The 25,396-nt window shown below is 62.2% G+C and carries 21 protein-coding genes and 1 pseudogene; 7 read left to right on the top strand and 15 right to left on the bottom strand.

What is annotated here, in order from left to right; translation table 11 throughout:
• Nucleotides 1-77: 77 nt before the first annotated feature.
• The 6 genes and pseudogenes from ACTV8E_RS00910 to ACTV8E_RS00935 all read right to left on the bottom strand — a co-directional run.
• Nucleotides 78-302 (bottom strand): annotated as a pseudogene (locus ACTV8E_RS00910) (DUF1161 domain-containing protein); the annotation flags it as partial.
• A gap of 30 nt (nt 303-332) precedes the next feature.
• Nucleotides 333-548 carry a dodecin gene (locus ACTV8E_RS00915; protein WP_251835541.1) on the bottom strand — a complete coding sequence of 72 codons (216 nt, stop codon included), beginning with the start codon at nt 546-548 and terminating at the stop codon, nt 333-335.
• 160 nt (nt 549-708) lie between these two features.
• Nucleotides 709-2,502 carry an ABC transporter ATP-binding protein gene (locus tag ACTV8E_RS00920; protein ID WP_443198171.1) on the bottom strand — a complete coding sequence of 598 codons (1,794 nt, stop codon included), beginning with the start codon at nt 2,500-2,502 and terminating at the stop codon, nt 709-711.
• On the bottom strand, nt 2,499-3,647 hold the full coding sequence (locus tag ACTV8E_RS00925; RefSeq protein ID WP_251835543.1) for a family 1 glycosylhydrolase: 1,149 nt from the start codon (nt 3,645-3,647) through the stop codon (nt 2,499-2,501). Before ACTV8E_RS00925 ends, ACTV8E_RS00920 begins: the two co-directional genes overlap by 4 nt.
• Nucleotides 3,648-3,658: 11 nt before the next feature.
• Complete coding sequence (gene glf, locus ACTV8E_RS00930; protein ID WP_443198172.1) at nt 3,659-4,879, bottom strand: UDP-galactopyranose mutase; 1,221 nt, start codon at nt 4,877-4,879, stop codon at nt 3,659-3,661.
• The gene (locus ACTV8E_RS00935; RefSeq protein ID WP_443198173.1) at nt 4,867-6,048 is read right to left on the bottom strand and encodes a glycosyltransferase family 1 protein; all 1,182 of its coding nucleotides are present in this window, start codon (nt 6,046-6,048) and stop codon (nt 4,867-4,869) included. Before ACTV8E_RS00935 ends, glf begins: the two co-directional genes overlap by 13 nt.
• A 329-nt stretch (nt 6,049-6,377) precedes the next feature.
• Between ACTV8E_RS00935 and galE the strand changes: the two genes are divergently transcribed.
• Nucleotides 6,378-7,523 carry a UDP-glucose 4-epimerase GalE gene (gene galE, locus ACTV8E_RS00940; protein ID WP_443198174.1) on the top strand — a complete coding sequence of 382 codons (1,146 nt, stop codon included), beginning with the start codon at nt 6,378-6,380 and terminating at the stop codon, nt 7,521-7,523.
• A gap of 6 nt (nt 7,524-7,529) precedes the next feature.
• On the opposite strand, the gene ACTV8E_RS00945 is transcribed toward galE, so the two are convergent.
• Entirely contained in the window at nt 7,530-8,414 is an 885-nt protein-coding gene (locus ACTV8E_RS00945) for a LysR family transcriptional regulator (protein WP_443198175.1), read from the bottom strand.
• 107 nt (nt 8,415-8,521) lie between these two features.
• Between ACTV8E_RS00945 and trpB the strand changes: the two genes are divergently transcribed.
• Both trpB and trpA read left to right on the top strand, forming a co-directional pair.
• Nucleotides 8,522-9,748: a tryptophan synthase subunit beta gene (gene trpB / locus ACTV8E_RS00950; protein WP_251835548.1), complete on the top strand. Its 1,227-nt coding sequence runs from the start codon at nt 8,522-8,524 to the stop codon at nt 9,746-9,748.
• On the top strand, nt 9,745-10,554 hold the full coding sequence (trpA, locus tag ACTV8E_RS00955; RefSeq protein WP_273538411.1) for a tryptophan synthase subunit alpha: 810 nt from the start codon (nt 9,745-9,747) through the stop codon (nt 10,552-10,554). Before trpB ends, trpA begins: the two co-directional genes overlap by 4 nt.
• A gap of 76 nt (nt 10,555-10,630) precedes the next feature.
• On the opposite strand, the gene ACTV8E_RS00960 is transcribed toward trpA, so the two are convergent.
• Nucleotides 10,631-11,845 (bottom strand): MFS transporter, encoded by a 1,215-nt coding sequence (locus tag ACTV8E_RS00960; RefSeq protein ID WP_443198176.1) that lies wholly within the window; start codon nt 11,843-11,845, stop codon nt 10,631-10,633.
• 101 nt (nt 11,846-11,946) lie between these two features.
• On the opposite strand from ACTV8E_RS00960, the gene ACTV8E_RS00965 reads away from it, so the two are divergent.
• Nucleotides 11,947-12,849 carry a LysR family transcriptional regulator gene (locus tag ACTV8E_RS00965; RefSeq protein ID WP_273538409.1) on the top strand — a complete coding sequence of 301 codons (903 nt, stop codon included), beginning with the start codon at nt 11,947-11,949 and terminating at the stop codon, nt 12,847-12,849.
• A gap of 35 nt (nt 12,850-12,884) precedes the next feature.
• Here ACTV8E_RS00965 and ACTV8E_RS00970 read toward each other — a convergent pair whose 3' ends face one another.
• The 4 genes from ACTV8E_RS00970 to ACTV8E_RS00985 all read right to left on the bottom strand — a co-directional run bounded on the left by ACTV8E_RS00970 (nt 12,885) and on the right by ACTV8E_RS00985 (nt 20,101).
• The gene (locus ACTV8E_RS00970; protein ID WP_273538408.1) at nt 12,885-13,751 is read right to left on the bottom strand and encodes an alpha/beta hydrolase; all 867 of its coding nucleotides are present in this window, start codon (nt 13,749-13,751) and stop codon (nt 12,885-12,887) included.
• Complete coding sequence (locus tag ACTV8E_RS00975) at nt 13,751-16,540, bottom strand: autotransporter domain-containing protein (protein ID WP_443198177.1); 2,790 nt, start codon at nt 16,538-16,540, stop codon at nt 13,751-13,753. The genes ACTV8E_RS00970 and ACTV8E_RS00975 overlap by 1 nt, the downstream gene beginning before the upstream one ends.
• A gap of 375 nt (nt 16,541-16,915) precedes the next feature.
• Complete coding sequence (ybaL, locus tag ACTV8E_RS00980; RefSeq protein ID WP_273538404.1) at nt 16,916-18,652, bottom strand: YbaL family putative K(+) efflux transporter; 1,737 nt, start codon at nt 18,650-18,652, stop codon at nt 16,916-16,918.
• 456 nt (nt 18,653-19,108) lie between these two features.
• The gene (locus ACTV8E_RS00985) at nt 19,109-20,101 is read right to left on the bottom strand and encodes a bile acid:sodium symporter family protein (protein WP_273538402.1); all 993 of its coding nucleotides are present in this window, start codon (nt 20,099-20,101) and stop codon (nt 19,109-19,111) included.
• An 81-nt stretch (nt 20,102-20,182) separates the two neighbouring features.
• Between ACTV8E_RS00985 and ACTV8E_RS00990 the strand changes: the two genes are divergently transcribed.
• Nucleotides 20,183-20,977, top strand: a complete 795-nt coding sequence (locus ACTV8E_RS00990; RefSeq protein ID WP_443198178.1) for an AraC family transcriptional regulator — start codon at nt 20,183-20,185, stop codon at nt 20,975-20,977.
• A gap of 8 nt (nt 20,978-20,985) precedes the next feature.
• Here the strand turns inward: ACTV8E_RS00990 and ACTV8E_RS00995 are convergent, their stop codons facing one another.
• From ACTV8E_RS00995 to prlC, 3 genes are read right to left on the bottom strand one after another with little or no spacing between them, the layout of a single operon-like run.
• Nucleotides 20,986-21,759, bottom strand: a complete 774-nt coding sequence (locus ACTV8E_RS00995) for a DUF3658 domain-containing protein (protein WP_443198179.1) — start codon at nt 21,757-21,759, stop codon at nt 20,986-20,988.
• A gap of 22 nt (nt 21,760-21,781) precedes the next feature.
• Complete coding sequence (locus ACTV8E_RS01000; protein WP_251835556.1) at nt 21,782-22,045, bottom strand: YheV family putative zinc ribbon protein; 264 nt, start codon at nt 22,043-22,045, stop codon at nt 21,782-21,784.
• Complete coding sequence (prlC, locus tag ACTV8E_RS01005) at nt 22,042-24,090, bottom strand: oligopeptidase A (RefSeq protein WP_443198180.1); 2,049 nt, start codon at nt 24,088-24,090, stop codon at nt 22,042-22,044. Before prlC ends, ACTV8E_RS01000 begins: the two co-directional genes overlap by 4 nt.
• A 108-nt stretch (nt 24,091-24,198) precedes the next feature.
• On the opposite strand from prlC, the gene ACTV8E_RS01010 reads away from it, so the two are divergent.
• Both ACTV8E_RS01010 and ACTV8E_RS01015 read left to right on the top strand, forming a co-directional pair.
• Nucleotides 24,199-24,741 (top strand): gamma carbonic anhydrase family protein, encoded by a 543-nt coding sequence (locus ACTV8E_RS01010; RefSeq protein WP_443198181.1) that lies wholly within the window; start codon nt 24,199-24,201, stop codon nt 24,739-24,741.
• Complete coding sequence (locus ACTV8E_RS01015) at nt 24,741-25,388, top strand: HAD family hydrolase (protein ID WP_443198182.1); 648 nt, start codon at nt 24,741-24,743, stop codon at nt 25,386-25,388. The genes ACTV8E_RS01010 and ACTV8E_RS01015 overlap by 1 nt, the downstream gene beginning before the upstream one ends.
• Nucleotides 25,389-25,396: the final 8 nt, after the last annotated feature.

The following is a 25,396-nucleotide window of genomic DNA, read 5'->3' on the forward strand; positions in this document are numbered from 1 at the left end:
GGCGGTGTGTTTTCGGGCATGAGGCCGTCCTCGGGCAGGGCGTCCTCCTCAGGCAGCGGTTGCGGCTCATCCGGCAAGCCCCGGCGATACAGAATTTCCTTGGTACCGCCTTCGCAACGGCCAACCGCCTGCCAGCCTGCCGCACCGCCTGGGTTGGCTATTTCCAGCTGATATTCGCGCACCCCCTTGGCTTCCAGCTTCGCTGCGATTTGCGCCTTGACCTCTTCACAGGGTGTGCCAACAGCCCCGGGTGCCGCTGACGCCAGCAGGGACAACCCCGCGGTTAGTAACAGTCGATACATGATGTGATTCCTTGTCTGGTGGTGGAGTGATCAACTGTTGGCGATTCGAAAGCCCACCTTGAGGGTGACCTGAAAATGGCCCACCGCCCCGTTGACGATGTGACCCCGTGTGCCGACCACCTCAAACCATTCCATCAATTGCAGGCTTTTGCTCGCTTCGCCCAGCGCGTTGTTGATTGCGTCTTCAATGCTGGTTGAGGATGACCCGACCAGCTCGATCTGTTTGTAGGTGTGATGGTCCGACATGAGCGAGGCTCCTTGCTGTGGTTCGTCGCCGCGCAAGCGCAGCTTCAGAGGTTTAGAGCCAGAAGAGCATAGGAAACAGGCGGCGAACTGCCACGGTCACTCGTCCGACTTTGCTATCTGAAGGCTAGCCGAGCGCGCCTGGTTCGCCGGTTCGAAACCTTCACTCGCTGTTCTTGGCATCCTCGTTGATGAACCCTCCCACCTGCATGTTCCACACGGCAGCGAACAGCCCGCCCAGGCTGCGCAGCTCGCTGGGCGAGCCGTCTTCGACGATCTGGCCGTTCTTGAGCACCACAATGCGATCGAAACTGGACAGGGTGGACAGCCGATGCGCCACGGAGACCACCGTACGACCCATCATTAGTTTGGCCAATGCGGTCTGAATTTCACCCTCGGAACGCGTATCCAGCGCCGAGGTAGCCTCATCCAGAATCAGGATCGGTGCGTCCTTGAGAAACGCACGGGCGATGCCCAGACGCTGGCGTTGCCCGCCGGAGAGCATCACGCCGCGCTCGCCGACCAGGGTGTCGTAGCCCTGGGGCAATTCGCGGATAAAGGCATCGCAAAAGGCATTGCGCGCCGCTTCGACCACTTCCGCATCGGTGGCCGAGGGTCGACCGTAGCGGATATTTTCACGAATGCTGCGATTGAACAGTGCCGCCTCCTGCGGTACGACGGCCAGGCGGTCGCGCACGCTGTCCTGGCTGACTTCGCTGATATCCTGGCCATCGATCAGCACGGCGCCGCCCTGCACATCATCCAGGCGCTGGATCAACGCGAGCAGGGTGGACTTGCCGGCACCGGAGCGGCCGACGACGCCGACTTTCTGTCCGGCGGGTATATGCAGGTTGAAATCTTCGAAGACGATGCGTCCGCCTGGGTAGGCGAAGCGCACATTGCGAAACTCAATGTCCCCCTGTGCCAGGCTCAGGGCTGGCTTGGGGTCGTCTTGGCCATGGGGCTGGACAATGATCGCTAAGGTATCGGCAATGGCTGCCATTTGTTGTGTGGCATCCACCAAGGCCAGTGCCAGGTCTCGCGAGCCGTGCAGGATGCGGAACGTCAGTGCGCTGACCAGTACCACGTCGCCGGCTGTGACGCTGCCGAGCAGCCACAGCTCGACCGCCCAAATCAGCATACCGCCGGCCATCACGGCCAGGCAGATGTCATGAATCACCCGGGCTTTTTCCAGGTACATCCAGCTGCGCCGCTGGGCAACGGCTTCCACACCGATTTCCTCGGCCATGCGTCGCGCTTCCCGATCGCGTGCCGAGAAGGCCTTGATGGTCCACACGTTGGACACCACATCCACCAGCTCACCGCCGACCCGCGCCGATTGTGCAGCGTAACGCTGATGCTTGGCGCGCCCGCGAATACCGAAGCCGGTGATCAGCGCAGCCACAAGGGCCACAAAAACCACCAGGGCCAGGGCCATGCCCGTATCCACGGTGAGCAGCACGATGACCGCGCCAATAAAATCCACACACGGCGGCATGATTTTCCAGGCCAGCCCCGCATAGATGGAGCCGGCCGCACCGCCGGTTGCGGAGATGCGATTGCCCAGTGCGCCGGCGAAATGTTTGGTGAAATAGCGCATGGGGTGGCCGGTCAGATGGCGAAACAGGTCCACGCGCAAATCCACGCAACTGGCGATCACCGTGCGGCAGCCCAGCCAACCGCCGACGCGCCATAGCAGGTTTTCCACGACAATCAGGCTGATGAAAAGCGTCAGTGGAAACCAGACGTGTGCCTGGCTGCGGTCGTTGACGGTCATCGCATCGACCAAAAGCTTCATGCCGTACTGCACCGCCACCGCGCAGCCGGCGGCGCCGAGGATGAGGGCGAACATGCCGCCGAAATGCCAGGGGCGCTGCTGCACATAGCGCCACAGAAAGGCCAGCGGTGTGGAGGGCAGCGGTGAGTCCCGCCTGGCCGCTGGGGCGTTGGCGTTCATGAGGTCAACGCCTGGCGGCTCGCGAGCAGGTGCTCGGCGAAGTACGCCTGCTGGGCCTTGAGTTCCTCGCCCAGCGGCGCATAAAGCGGTCGCTGGCCCTGGGCGTCGGCAAAGCCCAGCAAGCCCGCCGAGCAATGGCGATCATCCACCCAGCCGGGGTAATCCAGGATGGGGTAGTAACAGATGCCTTCGATGGGAATGGTGCGCTGCAGGGCCAACTCGACCTGTTCGCAGACGTAGCGGAACCAGGCGGCCCGGCGCCCGATTTCGTCGCCTGTTTCGGCGATACAAAGAGGTCGCTGATAGCGCTGGTAAATCTCGCTGAGCATGCCGACCAAGGGTCGATAGCCTGGCTCGCCGCGCCAGAGCGTGCCGCCGCCCATGTACCACTGGTTATTGGAATAAAAGTTCACGCCGATGATGTCCAGGTACTCGGGCTTGCCGCCCAGTCCGGGCCATTGCCGGCCTGCCAGCATGTCCCAGGCCTGGAACTGGGAAAGTCGATACGCCTCGGCATCCGCCTGACTGGCCGCGCGTTTATCCCGGGGAACGACATGAATGAGCGGGTCCACCAGCACAAAGCGCGCCCGCGCATCAATCGCGCGGATCGCCTCGATGGCAGCGATGCTGGCCCGCACCAGTTGATGCTTGAGTTCGAGGCTGCGATCCAGTGCGCAGGGATTGAAATACCCCACCTCGCCACCGGCCCACGACCAGAAGGAAATCTCGTTGATCGGCACATAAAAAGGCACCTGATCACTCTCGTCGCGCACCTGTTGGGCCACTGCGGCGGCAAAGCGGGCGAAACGCTCGACGAAGGCGGGTTGCCAGATATCGATATCGTCCGGCCAACCGTAATGCCCCAGGTCCCAGATGACCTGCACGTCCTGTTGCTGGGCGGCGCGCAGCATGGGCAGAAAGCTGCTCCAGTCATAGTGGCCGGCCTGCTGTTCGACCAGGTGCCAGCGCACGCCGTCGCGTACCGTTTGCAGGCCCAGACGGCGCAACGTGGCGTAGTCCTCCGCGGCCCAGCGGTCATGGCCGGTGGACTGCAGCAGATCAAGGCGCCGGCCGTCGTCGCGCCGATGGGTCGAGCATTCGAAACCGCCCATGAAAAAACTTTTGAACAGACACGGTACGTACATCGAAACTCCGCTCAAGGCGCCCTCGCTAGGCGCTGTTCGGTTGAGAGTGGCGTGGGGGTGGCTTCCTCAATGCGCTTGTACAACGCCAAGGCCTGGCCGATGACCTGATCCATGTTGTAGTACTTGTAGGTGCCCAGCCGACCGAGAAAGGTCACCCCCGGCGTGGCGTCAGCCAATGCCTGATAGCGCTTGTACAACTCGGCGTTTTCCGCACGGGGAATCGGGTAGTACGGATCGCCTTCGGCGCTGGGGTATTCATACGTGATGCTGGTTTTGGCGTGTTGCTGCCCGGTGAGGTGCTTGTATTCGGTGATTCGCGTGTAGGGGACCTTCTCGTCCGGGTAATTGACCACTGCCACCGGCTGCAACCATTCACGGTCCAGGGTTTCGTGGACGAACTTCAACGAGCGATAGGGCAGCTTGCCGTAGCGATAGTCGAAATACTCATCGATGGGGCCGCAGAAGATCAGGTGGTCGTAGCGCACCTCGTCATGGATTTCCCGGTACGGGGTATTGAGCAGAAGGTGAATGTTCGGGTGCGCGAGCATTTTCTCGAACATGCGTGTGTAGCCGTGCAAGGGCATCATCTGGAAGGTGTCGGTGAAATACCGGTCATCGGTACTGGTGCGCGTCGGCACCCGCGCGGTCACCGAGCGGTCCAGCTGCGAGGGATCGAGCCCCCATTGCTTGCGGGTATAGCCGCGAAAGAACTTTTCATAGAGTTCGCGGCCGATCTGATTGATCACCACATCCTCGCTGGTGCGAATATCCGCCACGGGTTCGACGCGCCGGGCCAGCAATTCGGCGGCCTCGTCATCGGTGGTCAGATTCAGGTGATACAGCATGTTTAACGTGGTGCGGTTGATCGGGATCGGCACCAGTGCGCCATCGACCTGGCCAAGCACCCGGTGCTCGTAGGGGCGCCATTGCGTGAAGCGCGACAGGTAATCGACGATGCGCTGCGCATTGGTGTGGAAAATGTGCGGCCCATAACGGTGGATCAACACACCGGCCTCGTTGTATTCATCGTAGGCATTGCCACCGATATGCGCGCGCCGGTCGACGACCAGCACGCGCTTGTTCAGCCCCGCGGCCAAGCGTTCGGCGAGTACGCTGCCGGCAAAACCGGCACCGACGATCAGGTAGTCGAAGCCGTCCCGTTGTTTTCTGGTACTACCTCCGCCTGCGTTGAGACCTGTGTCCGGCGAGCTGTCCACCTTCACATCGCGCATTGGATTTTCTCCCGCATGGCAGACCAGGTCTTGTCCCACGACATATCGCCCAGAATGCGATCGGCGGCGGCCTGCAGGGCGGGCCGGTCGGCACTCAGCAGCAGGGCTTCTTCGATGGCTTCAACAAAGGCGGCGGCGCCATCGGCGATCAGCACCAGCTCACTGTTGCCGTAATGGCGCACCACATCGGTGATCGACGTCGACACCACAGGGCAGCCGCCGGCCAGGTATTCAGGGGTCTTGGTCGGACTGATGAAGCGTGTCGCCTCGTTCAACGCAAAAGGCATCAGGGCAACGTCCCAGCCGGCCAGATAGGCGGGCAGCTCGTCGTAGCGCTTGCCACCCAAATAATGGAGGTTGTCCCGCCGGGGCAGGCTGGCCGGGTCGATTTTTACCACGGGCCCAATCAGCACGATCTGCCAATGGGGGCGCATTACCGCGACCTGATCGATCAGCTCGAGGTCGAAACGCTCGTCAATCACGCCAAAAAAACCTAGCCGTGGGCTGGATAGCTGCACTTGATCGGCAGGCTGCTGCAGCGGCTGTCGGGCGGCGGCGAAGTGAGCGATGTCCACGCTGCTGGGCATCGGGTGCGCGTTGTCATGCAGGCGCCGCTTGGCCTCCCAGATGCTGTAGCCACCGGTGAACACCACATCGGCACGCTTGAGCAGTGCCCGCTCGCATATCAGCAGCTCGGGTGGCGCACCGCGAAAGGCGGACAGCTCGTCCATGCAGTCGTAGACCACCAGTCGTGCCGGAAGGTGCGCGGAGAACGCCAGGCTCATGGGGGTGTAGTACCAGAGCAGCAGGTCTCTCGCTTCGTGCCGGGCCAAGTAGTCATCCAGCAAGCCCCGCTGCGCTTCAACAGTCATGGGCGTATTGCCTTGAAAGCGGTGAGGCAGGCGAGGCACCAGCACCGTCACGTTGCCGGGGTGTTCTTCGAGCCAGGGCTCGGCTTCTTCGCAGGGAACCGGCTCCTCCCAGAACAGCAGGCGATAGTCCTGGGCGAAACGCGACATGAGGTGCTGGGGGCGTTGATAGACAAATCCCCAGCGCAAATGAGACAGGCACAACAGGGTCGGTTTTCGTGTCTCACAGGTTTCAACGCTGTACTGAGAAATCGCTGTGGATGGCTGAATGTGGGGTTGCGAAGGTCCGGCCCAACTCATAATGGAAAGCCTCCTAGGAGTGTGCGAGCGAGTGCAGTGGAAGGTGGCTCGTAAAGGCCTTGCAAAATGCCCAGTAAAGTTATGAATGAGCTTTGCGCTTCGGGGTTCCCCGCCACCGATCCGATGTCGAGCCGGAGCGTTTATCCCGGTAACGGAACTTGAACGCTTGCCCCACCGTCGGAATTGTTGAAGCGGCTCGTTGGCCGAGCACCCCTTCAGGGACGTCGGCAGCAGTCATGTAGCCCTTTTTCGGTTGACCTGTTTGTAACGCTGGCGTGCTTCGGCATGCCTGGCGAGCCATTCGTGTGACCACAAAAAGGAGGCTGGCGATGATTCTGGTAACGGGTGGAGTGGGTTACATCGGGTCCCATGCGGTGCTGCAATTGCTGCAGGCCGGGCATGACGTGTTGGTACTGGACAATCTGTGCAACAGCTCGCCGGTGGCCCTGCAGCGCGTCGCGCGCCTGGCCGGGCGCGCGCCACGCTTCATTCGCGGCGATGTTCGCAATCGCAATCTGCTCGACAAACTGTTCAAGTCCTACCCGATCCAGGCCGTGATGCATTTTGCCGGGCTCAAGGCGGTCGGCGAAAGCGTGCGCGAACCGTTGCGCTACTTCGAGACCAACGTTGGCGGCAGCATTGCCTTGTGCCAGGCGATGGCCAAGGCGGAGGTCTTTCGTCTGATCTTCAGCTCCTCCGCCACGGTGTACGGCGAGCCGGACCGCTTGCCGATCAGCGAGCAATGCCCCACCGGCACGCCCACTAATCCCTACGGCCAATCCAAGCTGATGACGGAAAACGTGCTGATGGGGCTGGCCCAGTCAGACCCACGCTGGTCGATCGGCTTGCTACGCTATTTCAATCCCATCGGCGCCCATGAGTCGGCACTGATTGGCGAAGATCCCCATGGCGTACCCAACAACCTGCTGCCTTACATGCTGCAGGTGGCGGTTGGCCGGCTCGAGCGCCTGAATATCTATGGCAACGACTATCCGACCCCGGATGGCACAGGCGTGCGTGATTACATCCATGTACTGGATCTGGTGGACGGTCACCTCAAGGCCTTGCAGGCTCTGACCGAACGGCAAGGCCCGCATATCTGGAACCTGGGCACCGGCCGGGGGTATTCAGTGCTGGAAATGCTCGAGGCCTTCGAGCAGGTCAGTGAAATCGCGCTGCCCTACGCGATCTTGCCGCGCCGGGCGGGTGATATTGCGCAATGCTGGGCCGATCCAGGCAAGGCCGTGCAAGAGCTGGGCTGGCAGGCCACCCGTGACTTGCGCTGCATGCTCACCGATGCCTGGCGCTGGCAGCGCTGCAACCCGCAGGGCTATGGGGTGGCTCCAATAAAGCCGGCCCTGGTCGCAGCCATGGGTGCGCAGTTGCCGGTGAAAACCGTGCCCGGCATGCCTTCTGTGGGAGGCTCGCCCTCGGGTCGAAGCTTTTCCAGCGCAGCCACGCACTCTAGGTCCTAGTGCCGCCTACACCAGCTCGCGCTGCAGCCACTCCGCCAGTCGTTCGGCGCGCCGATCCAGGCGTCGCCGAGGCACCCACAGTGCCAGCTTGGCCGTGGTTTTCACAAAGCCCCAGGGGGCCAGTAAACGCCCGGCGGCGAGATCGTCAGCCACCAGTTGCTGCGGGGCAATGGCCACGCCCAGACCGGCCAACGCCGCTTCCAGCAGGAAGTACAGGTGCTCAAAACCCTGCCCCAGACGGAGCGCCTGGACCGGCAGCGCCATGTTTTCCGCCCAGCTGGGCCACGCCTGAGGGCGCGAGACGGTATGCAGTAGCGTCTCGTCTAGCAGCGCGCTGGCCGGGGCACTGAGCAGGCGCTCGGCGTGGGGCAAGTGCGGACTGAACACCGGCCCGATGCGTTCGGCACTCAGCTCGTACACCTGCATATCCGCCGGCCACGGTGGTTCGTGGTACCACAGGGTGGCGTCCAGGCCCGGCTTGTTCGGATCAAGCTCGCCTTCGCTGGCGGACACTTGCAAATGCAGGTCGGGCAGCTCGCGTTGCAAGCGATCCAGACGCGGAATAAACCAACGCGCCAGCAGGCTGCCGGGACACCCCAGCACAAAGGGCGCCTCGGCGTTCTGCCGTTGCAGTTCCGCGCACACAGCTCCCACGCGTGCGAAGGCGTCACTGGCCACCTCGCTCAGGCGACTGCCGGCATCCGTGAGTTTTACGCCGCGCCCTTCCTTGTGGAACACCGCCAGGCCCAGATGCTCTTCCAAAACCCGGATCTGCCGACTGACCGCGCCATGGGTGACATTAAGCTCGTCAGCAGCCTGGCGAATACTGCCGTTGCGCGCGGCAACCTCAAATGCTCGCAGCGCATTGAGTGGTGGAAGCTCGATGTTCATTGGTGAGTTTTCCTGACAGGTTGGAGCGATCTTATCGCTTTTTTAACCACCGCGGATTGGTTAAGGTTTGGCCATTCAGAAATCACTCTGCCCAGCAGGAGCCCACCATGACTTCATACCGCAGCGGTCCCGACGCCAAGGGGCTGTTTGGCCAGTTCGGCGGCCAGTACGTCGCCGAAACCCTGATGCCGTTGATTCACGACCTGGCCGCCGAATATGAAAAGGCCAAGAACGATCCGGCTTTCATCGAAGAGCTGGCCTATTTTCAGCGCGACTACATCGGCCGTCCGAGCCCGCTGTACTTCGCCGAGCGGCTGACCGAGTTCTGCGGCGGCGCAAAGATCTTCCTCAAGCGTGAAGAGCTGAACCACACCGGCGCGCACAAGATCAACAACTGCATCGGCCAGATCCTGCTGGCCAAGCGCATGGGCAAGCAGCGCATCATCGCCGAGACCGGCGCCGGCATGCACGGCGTGGCCACCGCCACCGTGGCGGCGCGCTTCGGCCTGAAGTGCGTGGTGTACATGGGTACCACCGACATCGACCGCCAGCAGGCCAACGTGTTTCGCATGCGCCTGCTGGGCGCCGAGGTGATTCCGGTCACCGCCGGCACCGGCACCCTCAAGGACGCCATGAACGAAGCCCTGCGCGACTGGGTGACCAACGTCCATGACACGTTCTACCTGATCGGCACTGCCGCCGGCCCGCACCCGTATCCGGCCATGGTGCGCGACTTCCAGGCAGTGATCGGCAAGGAAACCCGCGAACAACTGCAGGAGAAGGAAGGCCGCCTGCCCGACAGCCTTATTGCCTGCATCGGTGGCGGCTCCAACGCCATCGGCCTGTTCCACCCGTTCCTCGATGACGAAAGCGTGCAGATCATTGGCGTCGAGGCCTCCGGCCACGGCATCGACACCGGCAAGCACGCCGCCAGCATGAACGGCGGCACTCCCGGCGTGCTGCACGGCAACCGCACCTTCCTGCTGCAGGATGCCGATGGCCAGATCGTCGACGCCCACTCGATCTCCGCCGGCCTCGACTATCCCGGCGTCGGCCCCGAGCACGCCTGGTTGCATGACATCGGCCGCGTCGAGTACGTGCCGATCAGCGACGACGAAGCCCTGAGCGCATTCCACCAGTGCTGCCGCCTGGAAGGCATCATCCCGGCCCTGGAGTCGTCCCACGCCCTGGCGGAAATGTTCAAGCGCGCGCCGCAGCTGCCCAAGGACCACCTGATGGTGGTCAACCTCTCCGGGCGCGGCGACAAGGACATGCAGACCGTCATGCACTACCTCAATCTGGATGAACAAGCCGCCGAGGAGACTCGCCCATGAGCCGCCTGCAGACCCGTTTTGCCGAACTCAAGCAACAGAACCGCGCCGCTCTGGTGACCTTCCTCACCGCCGGCGATCCGGACTACGCCACCGGGCTGCAGATCCTCAAGGGTCTGCCCGAGGCCGGTGTGGATGTGATTGAGCTGGGCATGCCGTTCACCGACCCGATGGCGGACGGCCCGGCGATCCAGCTGGCCAACCTCCGCGCCCTGGGCAATGGCCAGAACCTGGCCAGGACCCTGCAAATGGTTCGGGAATTTCGCGAAGGCAACCAGACCACGCCGGTCGTGCTGATGGGTTATTTCAACCCGATCCACCACTATGGCGTAGCGCGCTTCGTCGCCGATGCCAAAGAAGCCGGCGTGGACGGCCTGATCGTCGTTGACCTGCCGCCGGAGCACAACGCCGACCTGTGCGACCCGGCCCAGGCCGCCGGCATCGACTTCATCCGCCTGACCACCCCGACCACCGACGATGCGCGCCTGCCGGTGGTGCTCGAGAACAGTTCGGGCTTTGTCTACTACGTCTCGGTGGCCGGCGTCACCGGCGCCGGTTCGGCGAGCATGGATCAGGTGGAAGAAGCTGTCACCCGCCTGCGCCGCCACACCGACCTGCCGGTGTGCATCGGCTTCGGCATCCGCACCCCCGAGCACGCCGCCGAAGTGGCCAAGCGCGCCGACGGCGCGGTGGTGGGCTCGGCACTGGTCGATCGCATTGCCAAGGCGGAGTCGAAGGAACAGGCCGTCAACGACGTGCTGGCGCTGTGCCGCGAAATCGCCGACGGCGTGCATAACGCGCGCGGCTGACGCTTAGCCGCAGACGTTAAAAAACCGCTGCCGTGAGAGGCAGCGGTTTTTTTGTGGCGTCCTTACGGCTGCTTTATCACGAGGGATCGGCAGCCAGCTCCGTGCCCGCTGGACGTGCCTGCGCCACGTCGGGATCGCGACGATCCAGACGACCGCTCCAGGCCGTCAGCAATAAAGCCAGCACCACGATCAGCGCGCCAATCCAGGGGGTATGGATCAGGCCAAGGTTGGCCACGATCAGGCCGCCGGCCCAGGCACCGCCGGCAATACCCAGATTGAAGGCCGCGATGTTCAAGCCCGACGCCACGTCCACTGCCTGCGGCACGTAGCGTTCCGCCAGGCGCACCACATACAACTGCAGGCCGGGCACGTTGCCGAACGCCACTGCGCCCCACAGCAGTACAATGAGCAGCGTCAGCCAGGGATTGCTGGCCGTGACGCTTAGCGCCAGCAGCACTGCGGCGAGCATCAGGAAGATCAGTTTCAAGGCAACCACCGGGCCGTGCCGGTCAGCCAGCTTGCCGCCCCAGATATTGCCCACTGCCACCGACACGCCATACACCAGCAGCACCAGGCTGACCGCACCGGCACTGAAGCCACTGATGTCCTGCAGAAGCGGCGCGAGAAAGGTGAAGGCGGTGAAAGTGCCGCCATAGCCCAGCGCGGTGATGGCGTAGACCAGCAACAGCCGCGGCTGCGTGAGCACCGTCAGCTGTTGCAGCACAGCCGCAGGTGGGGTGTGCGAGATCGCCCGTGGGACAAACAGCAGACTGCCGATGAAGGCGATGATCCCCAGGGCGGAGACCGCCAGGAAGGTTTCGCGCCAGCCGAACTGCTGACCGATCCAGGTGCCCATGGGCACGCCGGTCACCAGCGCCACGGTGAGCCCGCTGAACATGATGGCAATGGCGCTGGCTGCTTTCTCCTTGGCGACCAGGCCGGTGGCCAGCGTCGAGCCGATGGAGAAAAACACACCATGGGCCAGACCGGTGACGATGCGCGCCACGATCAGCGACTCATAGCCCGGCGCTTGCCAGGCCAGCAGGTTACCCAGGGTGAACACCACCATCAGGCCCAGCAGCAGCTGCTTGCGGGGCAACTTGCCGGTCAGGGCGGTCAACAACGGCGCGCCGATGGCCACACCCAACGCATACAGACTGACCAGCAAGCCCGCCGAGGGCAGGTCAACGGCCAGATCATGGGCAATGGTGGGCAGCAGGCCGACAATGACGAACTCGGTGGTGCCGATGGCGAATGCACTGAGAGTCAGCGCGAGAAGGGCAAGGGGCATTCAAAAGCTCCGGAATGGGATTGCAAAGCGCGCAGTATCCGGGCCGTACTCATGCGGAAAAAGCTACTATCAGGCCATTAATACTTGCCTGTGAGTCAACAATGAAAATCACCCTGGATGAAATGCTGGCGCTGACCCAAGTGGTCGACAGCGGCTCGATCAGCGCGGCGGCCGAGCGGCTGGAGCAAACCCCGTCGGGCGTCAGCCGCGCCCTGAGCCGGCTGGAGGAAAAACTCGCGGTGACGCTTCTGCGCCGCACCACCCGCCGTCTGGAGCTCACCGAAGAGGGCGAGGCGTTCCTGGCCCAGGCCCGGCGCATTCTCGACAGCGTCGAGGATGCCGAGGAACAGATGGCGTTGCGCCGGCAGAAGCCGTCCGGACGCCTGCGCGTCAACACCGCTTCGCCCTTCATGCTGCATGTGGTGGTGCCGCTGGTGGCCGGTTTTCGCCAGCGCTATCCGGACATCACGCTGGAACTGCACAGTAGCGAGCAGTTCATCGACCTTCTCGAGGAACGCACCGATGTCGCCATCCGGATCGGCGCACTGACCGACTCCACCTTGCATGCCCGCCCGCTGTGCAGCAGCCGTCTGCGCGTGCTGGCCAGCCCGGACTATCTGAACAGGCGCGGCACTCCGCATACGGTGGCCGACCTGGCCGAGCACAGCCTGCTCGGCTTCACCCAACCGGAAGCGTTGAACCGCTGGCCTCTGCGCCATGCCCTCGGCGAGGACTGGCCGATTACCCCCAGCGTGCGCGCCTCCAGCGGCGAGACGCTGCGCCAGTTGGCGCTGACGGGCGAAGGCCTGGTGTGTCTGTCGGATTTCATGAGCAGTGCCGACCGTGAACAGGGTCGATTGGTCCAGGTGCTGACCGAGCAAACGGTGCAGGTCAGCCAGCCCGTGCATGCCGTGTATTACCGCAACACCGCGCTGGCCTCGCGCATCACGTGTTTCCTGGATTACCTCAGCGAGCATCTGCCGCGTGAGATGGTGTATCCATAGGAAAGGAACGTTTTATAGCGGGGGTGAAACGAGTGTTATTTGACCTGCGGCTGCTCAACACACTTGAGCGCTTGCGCACGCCAGGTTTCCCAGGCGCGTTCCCAGCCTTCGTTATGACTCACACCCGGCAGCTCAATACTGTCCAGGCACTGGGCCGGACCCAGCTCAGCCTGATAAAACCGCAGCAGGCTAGTAGGAACGATGCGATCAGCGCTGCCGGTGAAATGGCGCTGCGGCAGTTTCACCAGCCGCTGTCGGTAATCCAAAGGCTCCAAGGAGCCCTTCAGTTCACTGAGCTTTTGCAGCTTCACCCAATGGCGCGGTGTCAGATTTCCGGCCAGGGTTTGTACCTGGGCCACGTCGTCGCGCCGCTCCGCTAGCAGCAGGGCCAGCGCGCCGCCACCGGAATAGCCGATCAGCTCGAACGTCTGATTGCCATAGATGGATTTGATACGCGTGAGGGCCGCATCGAGGCTGTCGAGCACTTCAGCGGAAAAACGCCGGTCGGTCCACAGCAACGGTTGGCAACCCGGCGCGCTGACGAACTGGCAGGGACGTGCCAGATACAGGCTCGGTTGCGGGTCCGCAAAGGCCAGGCGCGCCACCAATAAATTTCGCGGACTGGGGTCCAGGCTCGGCTGGCTCGGCGTGGCCCAGGCACGACCGTCGCCTTCCAGATAAATACGCAGGCGCGTGCTCGTCGGTGCTACAAGGGGCACGCCAAGCAAGAGGGAAAAAGGGGAGGTATCGAGGATTTCAAGACGCTGCTGATGAGTATTGGCCAGCTCTTGCAAGGCCACGTGCGGCGACTGACAACCGGCCAGCAAGGCGCCCAACACCAGCGCCATGCCGAACCGGCGAACGCCGGCCCGCACGTGCGGGCCGAGGTTCTGTGGCTTCATCAGAAGTCGTAACGCACTTTCGCGGTGAAGGTGTCGGAGCTGTAATCGGACTTGCCGAAGTAGTCGTAACCAACGCCCAGGGTCAACGCGCCCAGACGGTAGTCGGCGGCCAGGCCGATCTCATAGCTGTTGCGCTCCGGCTTGGCGCCGGTGGTAACGAACGGCGTACCGCCCAGCACGAAGCTGGAGGTACTTTCGGCTTGGTCGGCGATCAGGTCGTGATAGGCCATCAACTTGATCTGCGGCGACAGGCTGCCTTGGCCCATCGGCAGGTTGCCGGCCAGACGCACACCCGCACCTACTTCACCCACTTCATAACGCTGCGAGTCGGTGTTCAGCGCCGCGGACGAACCGCTCTCGTTGATGCTGTCAATGTCCACCAGGCTGTAGCGTGCAGTCAGTTGCGGCTCGACCACGACGGTGCCCTGCAGGTTATAGCTGTAGCCCACCACTGTGTTCACACCCAGCAGGGTGCTGTCGTAGTCGGCCTTGGCCATGGTGCCGGCGATGCGGCGCTTGCCTTCGTTGTCGTTCAAGCCGTAGGTCAGGCTGCCGTCGACGAAGATGTTGCCTTCGGTGAAGCCGCCGTACAGGGTGAAGGCATGGCCGTCCACCTTGGTCTTGTTGCCGCTGTCGGCATCGACATCGGTGTTCAGGAAGCTGTAGGCCAGACCCAGGGTTAGCTGGTCGTTTAGCTTGCCATCGGCACCCACGGCGATGCCGTTGGTGCGGGCGTCATAACCGGCCACGCCGTCACGCAGATCCTGAGTGGCATCGCTGTGCAGCGCCTGCACCCAGACACCGGTTTGCTGGAAGGCATCGCCCGAGGACATGCCGCGCGCGCCGCCGGTACGACCGGCCGCGACGTTGCTGATCAGGGATTGGCCGGACACGGCCGCCTGGGTGGCGCCGCCGCTGATTTCCGGGGCCAGTTGCTGGATGACCTGGGCTTGCTGGGCGGGGGTGCCGCCAGTGAGCACTTGCCAAATCGGATCGTTTGCGGGCAGTACGCTCAGGGCTGGGGCGAAGGCCGCAGCTGCCTGAGCGGCGTTGGCCGTTCCCTTGTCCGAGCTGTTGCCTGGAGCAGTAATGACGTCCTCGATTTCAGACGCGCCCTTGCCAGTCACGGTGGCGATGACCTGGTTGCCTTCGGTAGCGAAGGTATCGACGTTGAGCAGTGTGGAACTACTGGTCACGCTGAGGCCGTTATCAATCAGCTCCCCAGCTTCGACCAAGGTGTACTGACTGCCTTCGGCGCTGAAATCGCTGCCTTTAGAAGCCAGCTTGATCTGCGAACCTTTGCCAAACTCAGCACTTCCTGTCACGAACAGCACCGGTTTGTTCGGGTCGGTAACGGTCGTCAGGGTCATGCCCAGAGAGGAGCCGGTGGCTACGCTCAGGTTACCTTCAATATCTGTATGGGCTTGGCCCAGCGCCAGTTGGCCAACAGTGCCGGCATTGCCGACAAATACGGTGCCATTGTCGCGCATGCGGATATCGGCATCTTCAGTCCAATCAGAGGTGCCGTTGTACACGACATTACCGACAATATTGATCTGGCTCAGATCAATGAGGTCACCGGAAATGGTGCTGCTGCCATTGCGACCGTCCCACTGCAAATTGACCTTGCCCATAGCAGTTTCGGCATCGATGGCTTCACTACCACCTAATATATCTCCGCGGTTATCAATAGTCAGTGTGCCTGCCTGATCACCGGCGATAGCGAATTCCTCTATTTCAATGGCGGTCTTATCGCCTTGAATAATGCCGCCATTTCGTATCTGGCGATTATCGTTATAACCAGCAAAGAAGTTGACGCCGTCAATTAATACAGCGGTCGATTGTTCACCAGTAGCGATGATTTCTCCATCATTATCGAGCTCAGATAGCAATGAGCCCATATCGAAATCCACTCCTGTGGCATATTCACCATTGACGTGAATTTTACCGTCATTGAGCACGCCGCCAATGTTCGAGTCGTGAACATATATCCCCACAGCGTCTTCACCAGAGACGCTTATCTCGCCAAAGTTTTCCAAGCCTCTCGGAATCTGGCTCCGTATAATTTCAATCCCTCCAGCCATGTCGCCGGATATCGTTATTTGGCCAGTGCTGGTGTTGGTGAGCTTATCACCCAAATCAGAATGCTGTACCCGAATTCCCCCTGCAGTGGTGCCGTCCGCGATTATGGTTCCTGTATTCTTTAATTCTTTGCCAATAGTGCTTGAGATTATATCCAAGCCATGTGCATCGTCATAGACAGGGCTTGTGTATTCATCGATGCCATCGCCATCCACATCAGTCCCAATGTAACGAATATTTCCACCGCTTATCGCTTTTAGGACGCCTTCATTGATTACATCACCCGTAATGGTGGTGTCTTCAATCATCATGACAACCGCATCGCCTTTTACTGACAGGCTGCCCTTGTTGATCACACCGCCATTAACGCTGCTGCGTCTATAGACTTCTCCAGCGGCTAGCGCATCTGCATCCGGGTGATACGCTCCCAATTCGAACGCTTCGTCGACCACATCAACGGTAGCGTCAAGAATCAGATCGCCATGGAATTCAACGCCCTCGAATTCAATACCGTCGCGATCTGCTTCAGTGCTCTGAAAGGAACCTGTGATCGTGGTGGTACCGGAAAAGTCCCGGTAGTCGTGGGCGATATAACCGTCTTTATAATCTGCAGTGCTGCCATTCAGAGCCAACCCAGCATGTGCGGATAGGGTAGTGCTGGTTACAGCAATGGCGAGCAGAGTTTTGCGAAAGCTGGAGGGAGTCACGTTTACTTCCTTGGTCCATGTGAAAAAGAACATTGATGACCATGCGGCGTCTGTGCATGGTGTCGATATGCCATTATATTTTTTGCAGTTTAACAGCCATATTTCTTATCACAAGATGTGCTCACGCATGCGGCTGCGATGAGTCTGGACTAGCTGCGCCTAGCCCTTGGGGTAAGGAAAGGTGGCTCTAACACATCACCTTTCGCGTCCGATGGGTGATTCTTCATAAGGCAGCCAAAGAGGAAGATGGCTTATGCATCCGTTCCTTAGCCAACCTGCTTCGCTAAATCCCGGGTTCTAAAACAACAAAACCCGGACAAGTCCCGGTTTCGCATACCTCAGGGCGGCTAGGCTGAAACCGCCTTAGGTGACTCGTCAGGCCGCAGTCGACCCATGCCCATGGGCGACCGGTGCTGTTTCTTCCTCTGGCGCGAATTTGGACAGGATGTGCGCCTTCATGCTGCGCGCCAGCTCCTCCTCATCGAAGAACACCATGCCCAGGTTGTCCTTGCGGAAGATCTCCGCCGCGTCCGGGCTGTGGGTGCGGATCACCACCTCGATGTCCGGGTTGAGCGTGCGGGCGATTTCCACCATGCGTTGCACATTCATCGGGTCCGGAGTGGCGATCACCAGCATCGCCGCTGTGCTGATATGGGCCTGGATCAGGGTGGCCGGGTCCGTGGAGTCGCCGCTCACCGCAGGCACGCCTTCGCTGCGGATTTTCTCCACGTATTCGCGGTTCTGCTCGACCACCACGAAGGGGATGTGCCGGCGCGCCAAAGAGCCACAGATGCGCCGGCCGACGCGGCCGTGGCCGACGACGACCACCTGACCTTCCAGGTATTTGCGCTCGGTACTCATCGGCAACACTGCCAGTGGGTCTTCGCGGTGTTCCAGCTTGCGAGCGAAGGACGAACGACGCAGCGCCCAGGCCTTGAGCGGCTTGACCAAGCCGAACATCACCGGGTTCAGGGCAATGGAAATCAGTGCTCCGGCCAGTACCAGGCTCACGCCTTCTGCTGGCATCAGGCCCAGCGACAGGCCGAGACCGGCCAGGATGAAGGAGAACTCGCCAATTTGCGCCAGGCTGGCGGCGACGGTCAGCGCCGTATTGAGCGGATAACGGAAAGCCAGCACCAGCGCGGCGGCTGCCAGGGTCTTGCCGAAGACAATAATGGCGACCACGGCCAGTACATGCAGCGGTTCGTCGAGCAGCACCTGAGGATCGAAGAGCATGCCGACCGAGACGAAGAACAGTACGGCGAAAGCATCGCGCAGCGGCAGGGATTCGCTGGCAGCACGGTGGCTGAGGTCAGACTCGCGCATCACCATGCCGGCAAAGAAGGCGCCAAGGGCGAAGGACACCGAAAACAGCGCGGCGGCGCCATAGGCGATGCCGATAGCAGCGGCAATCACCGCCAGGGTGAACAGTTCGCGCGAGCCGGTCTTGGCGACTTGCAGCAGCATCCACGGCAGGATGCGCCGACCGGCAATCAGCATCACGGCGACAAAGCCGGACACCAGCAGCAGGGTTTTGCCCAGGCTGTACCAGATCGATTCACCGCCATTGTCCACCACGGTGCCGCCCAGCACGCCGGCCAGGGGAGGCAGCATGACTAACACCAGAACGGTGGCCAGGTCCTCGACGACTAGCCAGCCCACGGCAATCCGTCCGTTCATCGAATCGAGGATGCCGCGGGACTCCAGTGCCTTGAGCAGCACCACGGTACTGGCGCACGACAGCGACAGGCCGAAGATCAGCCCCGCACCTATGCTCCAGCCCCACCAGTGGGCGACAGCCATGCCAAGCAGCGTGGCCAGACTCATCTGCACCACCGCGCCAGGCAAGGCGATTTTCTTCACCGCCAGCAAGTCATCGAGGGAGAAATGCAGGCCGACGCCGAACATCAGCAGCATGACGCCTATTTCGGAAAGCTGTGAGGCCAGCTCGATGTCGGCGACAAAACCCGGCGTGGACGGACCGAGCAAAATACCGGCGAACAGGTAACCAATCAGTGCCGGGAGCTTCAGCTTCTCGGCGATGAAGCCGAAGATCAGGGCCAGGCCGAAGCCCCCGGCCAGGGTGGTGATAAGCGAGATGTTATGTTCCATCAAGGTTCCTGTGTGAGGGCCACGGGCGGCCGAAAGCCGGTCAACATGACGTGACTAACTGAAGAAAAGTAAAGACTCCGAGTAGGCCGGAGCAGGCATTATTGAGGCGCACAAACAGACAGACAGCGCACCCAATGTCCTAGGCAGTTGCCCAGGCGCGAAGGAAAGACCTACGACAGGGTCAGCACATTGGACAAAAAAATGCGGATGCAGGTCACCGCAAAAAAAGAATTCCCGAGGTAACGGCTGTCTAGGGTATTCAAGGGCACAAGTGTCGTAAAGGCGAAATTTTATGGCGCTTTAAGACAACCTTCGATCGTTATGTCGCGTCCAAAGATGGAGCGCTAGACGTGACTGCGGCGGGAGATCTTCGCTGTGAGCTCACAGCCCCAGCAAGAAGCCCCGCATCAGCGCGGTGCCCAGTGAAGGGCCCGCTTCTGATCGGGGGTGTTTCTCTTAGGTCACCTCGGCCGTATCGGCTGCGGTATCCGGGCGCTTGGCATAGTGCTGGGCAAGAACTGCGCACACCATCAACTGAATCTGGTGAAAGATCATCAGCGGCAGGATCAGCGTGCCAATGGCGCCGCCGGCAAACAGCACCTGTGCCATGGGTACGCCGGTGGCCATGCTTTTTTTCGAGGCACCGAACAGTAAGGTAATGCGGTCTTCCTGATTCAAGCCCATTCGGCGACCGATGAACTCGACGATCACCAGCACCAGTGCCAGGAACAGTGTGCAAACCACGCAGAGAATCAGTAGACGCGGCATTGGGATCAGCTCCCAGATGCCGCCGATGACCGCCGCGCTGAAGGCGGTGTAGACCACCAACAGGATCGAGCCCTGATCGACGAAGCGCAGCCAGTCCTTGTTGCGGTTGACCCAGTTGCCAATTAGCGGGCGCATGAGTTGCCCGGCGATGAATGGCACCAGCAGTTGCAGGACGATCTTGCCAATGGCATCCAGCGTTGAGCCGCCCTGACCTTCCACATCCATCAACAGCATGACCAGCAAGGGCGTGAGGAAGATGCCCAGAAGGCTGGACGCGGCGGCGCTGCAGATTGCCGCGGGAATATTGCCCCGTGCCAGCGACGTGAAGGCAATGGCCGACTGCACGGTAGCCGGCAGTGCGCACAGATAAAGCATGCCCAGATACAGCTCGTTGCCCAGCAGGGGGAACAGCAGCGGTTTGAGCGCGAGGCCCAGCATGGGGAACAGTATGAAGGTGCACCCGAAGATCAGCAGGTGCAGGCGCCAGTGGGTGGCGCCGGAAATGATCGCCTCTCGCGATAGCTTGGCACCGTGCAGGAAAAACAGCAGGGCAATGGCCAGGTTGGTGATCCACTCGAAGGCCACGGCGCCCTGGCCGCTGGCGGGCAGAAAGGTGGCGAGTAGCACTACGCCAATCAGAATCTGGGTGTAGGCATCGGGAATGAAACGGGACAGCGCCATGATTGTTCTCGTAGTTGCGGGCGAGTGACGGCGGACACTACCCTGTTCGTCCGTTACCGACTAACGCCAATGAGCCCGCTAATGTCGACTAAAGGACACGACCACGCCGTGCGCCGCAGCCTTTCCGAATTGCGCAGACTGCCGCGTCCGCTGTACGGCCAAGTGGAATCGCTACCCAACCGGGCGCTCACCTACCAGCACAGCCATCCGTGGGTGCAGCTCTCCTACGCGACTCAGGGTGTGCTGGAAGTGCAGACCCGCGCGGGACGCTTCATAGCGCCGCCGCAGCGGGCGGTATGGGTGCCCGCGGGCATGCCGCACCGGGTGTTCAGCACGCCGCAAACGGAAATGCGCAGCCTGTATCTGGAATGCAATGTGACCACATGGGCACCGCCGAGATGCCGGGTACTAGAGGTCAGCCCGCTACTGCGGGAACTGATTCGTACCTTCAGTCTGCTGCCGGAGGATTATGACGAAGAGGGTGCAGCGGGGCGGCTGGCGCAGGTGCTGCTCGACCAATTGACCAGCGCCGCGGAAGTCGACCTGGCTCTGCCGCTGCCCCAGGACAAGCGCCTGCGACAGATCTGTCGCAATCTGCAGGCCCACCCGGAACAGCAGACCACCCTGGGCGACTGGGGCCTGCAGCTAGGGGTGTCGGAAAAGACCCTGAGCCGTCTGTTCTTGCGCGAGACCGGGCTGAGTTTTCGCGCCTGGCGCCAGCGTCTGCGCTTGCTCGGTGCGTTGGCGCCGCTGGAACGCGGTGAACGGGTCACCGACGTGGCACTGGCCTGCGGTTACGACTCAACCTCGGCATTCATCGCCGCGTTTCGCCAGCTGTTCGACTGCACGCCAGGGGAGTTTTTTCGCGAAACCTGAGCCTACCGTCAGTGAGGCAAACGCACCAGCCGCTCGGCATAACCGTCCTGATCGCTGCCGTCCAGCATCAGCCGACCCTGGGCTGCCAGTGCCCGGGCACGCCAGTAAAGAAACACATCAGTAGGAAAAAAGCCGTCGCAGCGGGCCATGACCTCGGCCATGGCGCGCGCCAACGGCTGCCACTCAGCGGAACAGGCGGCCAGCAGCGGCTCGTCGATATAGGCAGGGGCAACCGATTGAAAACGCCCGGCGCGCCACAGGCGGATCGGTGCGTTGTCGTTCACGAGGACTTGCCACTGCGCGGCCAATTGCTGGCGGCGGGACGCGTCGAGCCGGTGGTGGTGTTGATAGAGGTCGACCAGTTGGTCCGGGCGGCGCAGGGAGACCGTCCGACGCGGCGGCAACTGTGGATTGCCACAGGCCACCTCCCACAATTCGACCGGCGAACCCGCCAGGGCCTGGGCCAGCCGCGCCAGCAGCAACTGCTCGGAGCAGCTGTCACCGTGCCAGACCGTCACGGCTCGGCTGCCGTGCGCCAACCCGCTTAGCCAGTGCGCTTCGCAGACCAGCTCACCGGCAAAATCCGGCATCGGTTGGAGCGATACCGGCCAGAGCGCCTGCCAGTAGGCAATCCGCTGGGCACAGGGCGGTTGGTCGATATCGCTCAGCGGCCCGACGGCGAGATCATCGTGCAGCACCCGTAGCGACTGCGCCGCGATGTCCGCGCCGAGCGCGTGGGTCACGCCCTCGACCGCCAGATCTCCGCATACCAGATGCCACATGACAGGCCTGTCTAAACCCGGGTCAGTCAGGCTTCTTCAGCTTCGGGTTGGGGAAGAACTGCACCGTGTGGCTCTTGGCCGCCGCCGGTTTAGGAGCATGCGGGGTCACCCTCGTGCCGAGCTCTTTGGGCACGGAAATGCCCTGGGCGTTGAGCGTATCGGCAAAACCGCAGGCCACGCATTCGCGGTGCGGGACGCCCTCGACGTCCCACATCTTGATGGTGTCCTGGGCTTCGCAGGCCGGGCATACCGCGCCAGCAATGAAGCGTTTCTTCACATCGTTCATGCGATTTCCTCGGTCAGACCGCTGTGACGCAACAGCGCGTCAATGCTCGGCTCGCGGCCGCGGAAAGCAACGAACAGGTCCATCGGCTCCTGGGCGCCGCCCTGAGCCAGAATCGCCTCGCGGAACGCGCGGCCGGTCTCCGGGTTGAGCACGCCCTGCTCCTCGAACAGCGAGAAGGCGTCGGCGGACAGCACCTCGGCCCATTTGTAGCTGTAGTAACCGGCCGCGTAACCACCGGCGAAGATGTGCGCGAAGCTGTTGGCGAAGCGGTTCCATAGTGGCGGGCGCATCACCGACACTTCCTCGCGCACCGCGTTCAGCACGTCGAGCACGCTGCGACCGTCGCCGTGGGTGGCGTGCAGTTCGAAGTCGAAGATCGAGAACTCCAGCTGACGCACCATCATCATGCCGGACTGGAAATTCTTCGCGGCCAGCATTTTGTCGAGCAGTTCCTGAGGCAGCGGCTCGCCGGTCTGGTAGTGGCCGGAGATCAGCGCCAGACCGTCCGGCTCCCAGCACCAGTTTTCCATGAACTGGCTGGGCAGCTCGACGGCGTCCCAGGCCACGCCGTTGATGCCCGAGGCGCCGGCATGCTCGACCCGGGTCAGCAGGTGATGCAGGCCATGGCCGAATTCGTGGAACAGCGTGGTCACCTCGTCATGGGTGAGCAGCGCCGGCTTGCCGGCTTCGGCAGGCGTGAAGTTGCACACCAGGTTGGCCACCGGACTGATCAGCGTGCCGTCGGCGCTGCGGCGCTTGTCACGGGCGCCGTCCATCCAGGCACCGCCGCGCTTGTTGGCGCGAGCATAGAGGTCGAAGAAGAAGCGCCCGACGTGCTCGCCGTTCTCGCGAATCTCGAACAGGCGCACGTCGGGGTGCCAGCGGTCGAATTCGGTCAATTCGCGGATTTCGATGCCGTACAGCTGTTGCACGATGGCGAACAGCCCGGACAGCACCTTGTCGATTGGGAACCAGGCACGCACCGCTTCCTGGGACAGGTCGTAACGCGCCTGGCGCAGTTTTTCGGCGAAGTAGCCGGCGTCCCAGCTCTGCAGATCGCTTACGCCCTGTTCGGCGGCGAAGGCCTTGAGTTCGTTGAGGTCGCGCTGGGCAAACGGCTTGCTGCGCACGGCCAGGTCACGCAGGAAGCTCAGTACCTGTTCGCTGGTGTCGGCCATCTTGGTGGCCAGCGACAGGTCGGCGAAATTGGCGAAGCCGAGCAGCTTGGCCAGCTCCTGGCGCAGGTCGAGAATCTCGGCCATCAGCGGGCCGTTGTCGTGCTGGCCGGCATTCGGGCCCTGATCCGAGGCGCGGGTTGCGTAGGCGGTGTACACCTTCTCGCGCAGTGCGCGGTCATCGGCGTAGGTCATTACCGCGTAATAGCTGGGGAATTCCAGGGTGATCAGCCAGCCGTCGAGGTTCTTCGCCTGGGCGGCCTGAGCCATCTGCGCCTTGGCCGAGTCGGGCAGGCCGGCCAGTTGCGCGTCGGCGGTAACGTGCTTGGTCCAGGCTTGGGTGGCATCCAGCAACTGGTTGGAAAAACGGCTGGTCAGCTCGGAAAGGCGCATCTGGATCTCGCCGTAGCGCTGCTGCTCGGCCGGCGGCAGATCGATGCCAGACAGGCGGAAGTCCCGCAGGCTGTGTTCGAGGATGGTTTTTTGCGCCACGTCGAAGCCCGCCGCAGCGGGGCTTGCGGCCAGCGCCTGGTAGGCGGCGAACAACTCGGGATTCTGCCCCAGCTCGGTGGAGTACTCGGACAGCTTGGGCAGGCAGGCCTCATAGGCGGCGCGCAGCTCGGGGCTGTTGCACACGGCGTTGAGGTGGCTGACCGGGCTCCAGGCCCGGCCCAGGCGCGCGCCCAGTTCATCGAGGGTCAGCACCAGACCGTCCCAGCTCGGCGCAGTCTTTTGGGTCTTGAGCAGCTCGGCCACCGCCGCACGGCTGTCGGCGAGGATCTGGTCGATGGCCGGTGCGACGTGTTCGGGGCGAATCAGCGAATAGGGCGGCAGGTCGAATTCTTGAAGAAGAGGATTGCTGGCAGTCACGGGGCATCACCTGTAGGCAAAAAGGGCGTGGGACCATGGTAGGCATTGTCCACATGCCTTCCATCTTAATTACAATCCGCGCCGACCGCAGCCCAAGAGGACTCTATCGTGGCGATTCGTACCTACCAGAACACCACGCCGCAGCTCGGCGAGCGTGTGTTTGTCGATAACACCGCCGTGCTGATTGGCGATATCCAGTTGGGTGCCGACAGCTCGGTGTGGGCTCAGGCGGTAATTCGCGCCGACATGCACCGGATCCGCATCGGCGCGCGCTCGAGCATTCAGGACGGCTGCGTGCTGCACATCACCCATCCCGGGCCGTACAACCCCGAGGGTTTCCCGCTGATCGTCGGTGACGAGGTGACCGTCGGCCACAAGGTCTGCCTGCATGGCTGTACGCTGGGCAACCGCATCCTGGTCGGCATGGGCAGTATCATCATGGACGGCGCCGTGGTGGAAGACCAGGTGATGATCGGCGCCGGCAGCCTGGTGCCGCCGGGCAAGCGTCTGGAGCGTGGCCATCTGTACGTCGGCAGCCCGGTAAAACAGGTGCGCGCGCTGACCGAGCAGGAAAAGGCTTATTTCAGCTACACCGCAGGCAACTACGTGAAGCTCAAGGATCAGCACATCGCCGAAGGGTACGACCGCTGATGCATCACGATACGATTCTTTTTGACCTCGACGGCACCCTCACCGACCCGCGTGAAGGCATCACCCGTTCGGTGCAGTACGCCCTCGCTCAGTTGGATATCCACGAGCCGGACCTGGCCGCGCTGGAACATTTCATCGGCCCGCCGCTGCTGCAGTGCTTCATGAGCAGTTATGGCCTGGACGAGGCCACCGCCTGGCAGGCGGTCAACCATTACCGCGAGCGCTTCAAGGTCACCGGGCTGTATGAAAACCGCCCGTTCGACGGCATCGAGGCCTTGCTCGGCATGCTCCGCGATCAAGGCCGCACGCTGTACATCGCCACCAGCAAGCCGACGGTGTTCGCCGTCGAGATCGCCCGCCACTTCGGCTTCGACCGCCATTTCAAGGTGATCTATGGCAGCGAGCTGGACGGGACGCGCACCGACAAGGTCGAGCTGATCGCCCACCTGATCGACCGCGAACAACTCGATCCGAGCCAGGCGCTGATGATCGGCGACCGCAAGCACGACCTGATTGGCGCCAAGCGCAACGGCCTGGATTGCGTGGCGGTGGGCTATGGCTTTGGTAGTGCGCAAGAGCTGGCGGCCGAAACGCCGAACTGGCATTACCCGACCCTGTCTGAGCTGCACCGGGCGTTCGAGCGTTAAAACCAGCA

Origin of the sequence: Pseudomonas sp. B392_1p (genome assembly GCF_052245235.1) — a bacterium.
Lineage (GTDB): Bacteria > Pseudomonadota > Gammaproteobacteria > Pseudomonadales > Pseudomonadaceae > Serpens > Serpens gallinarum.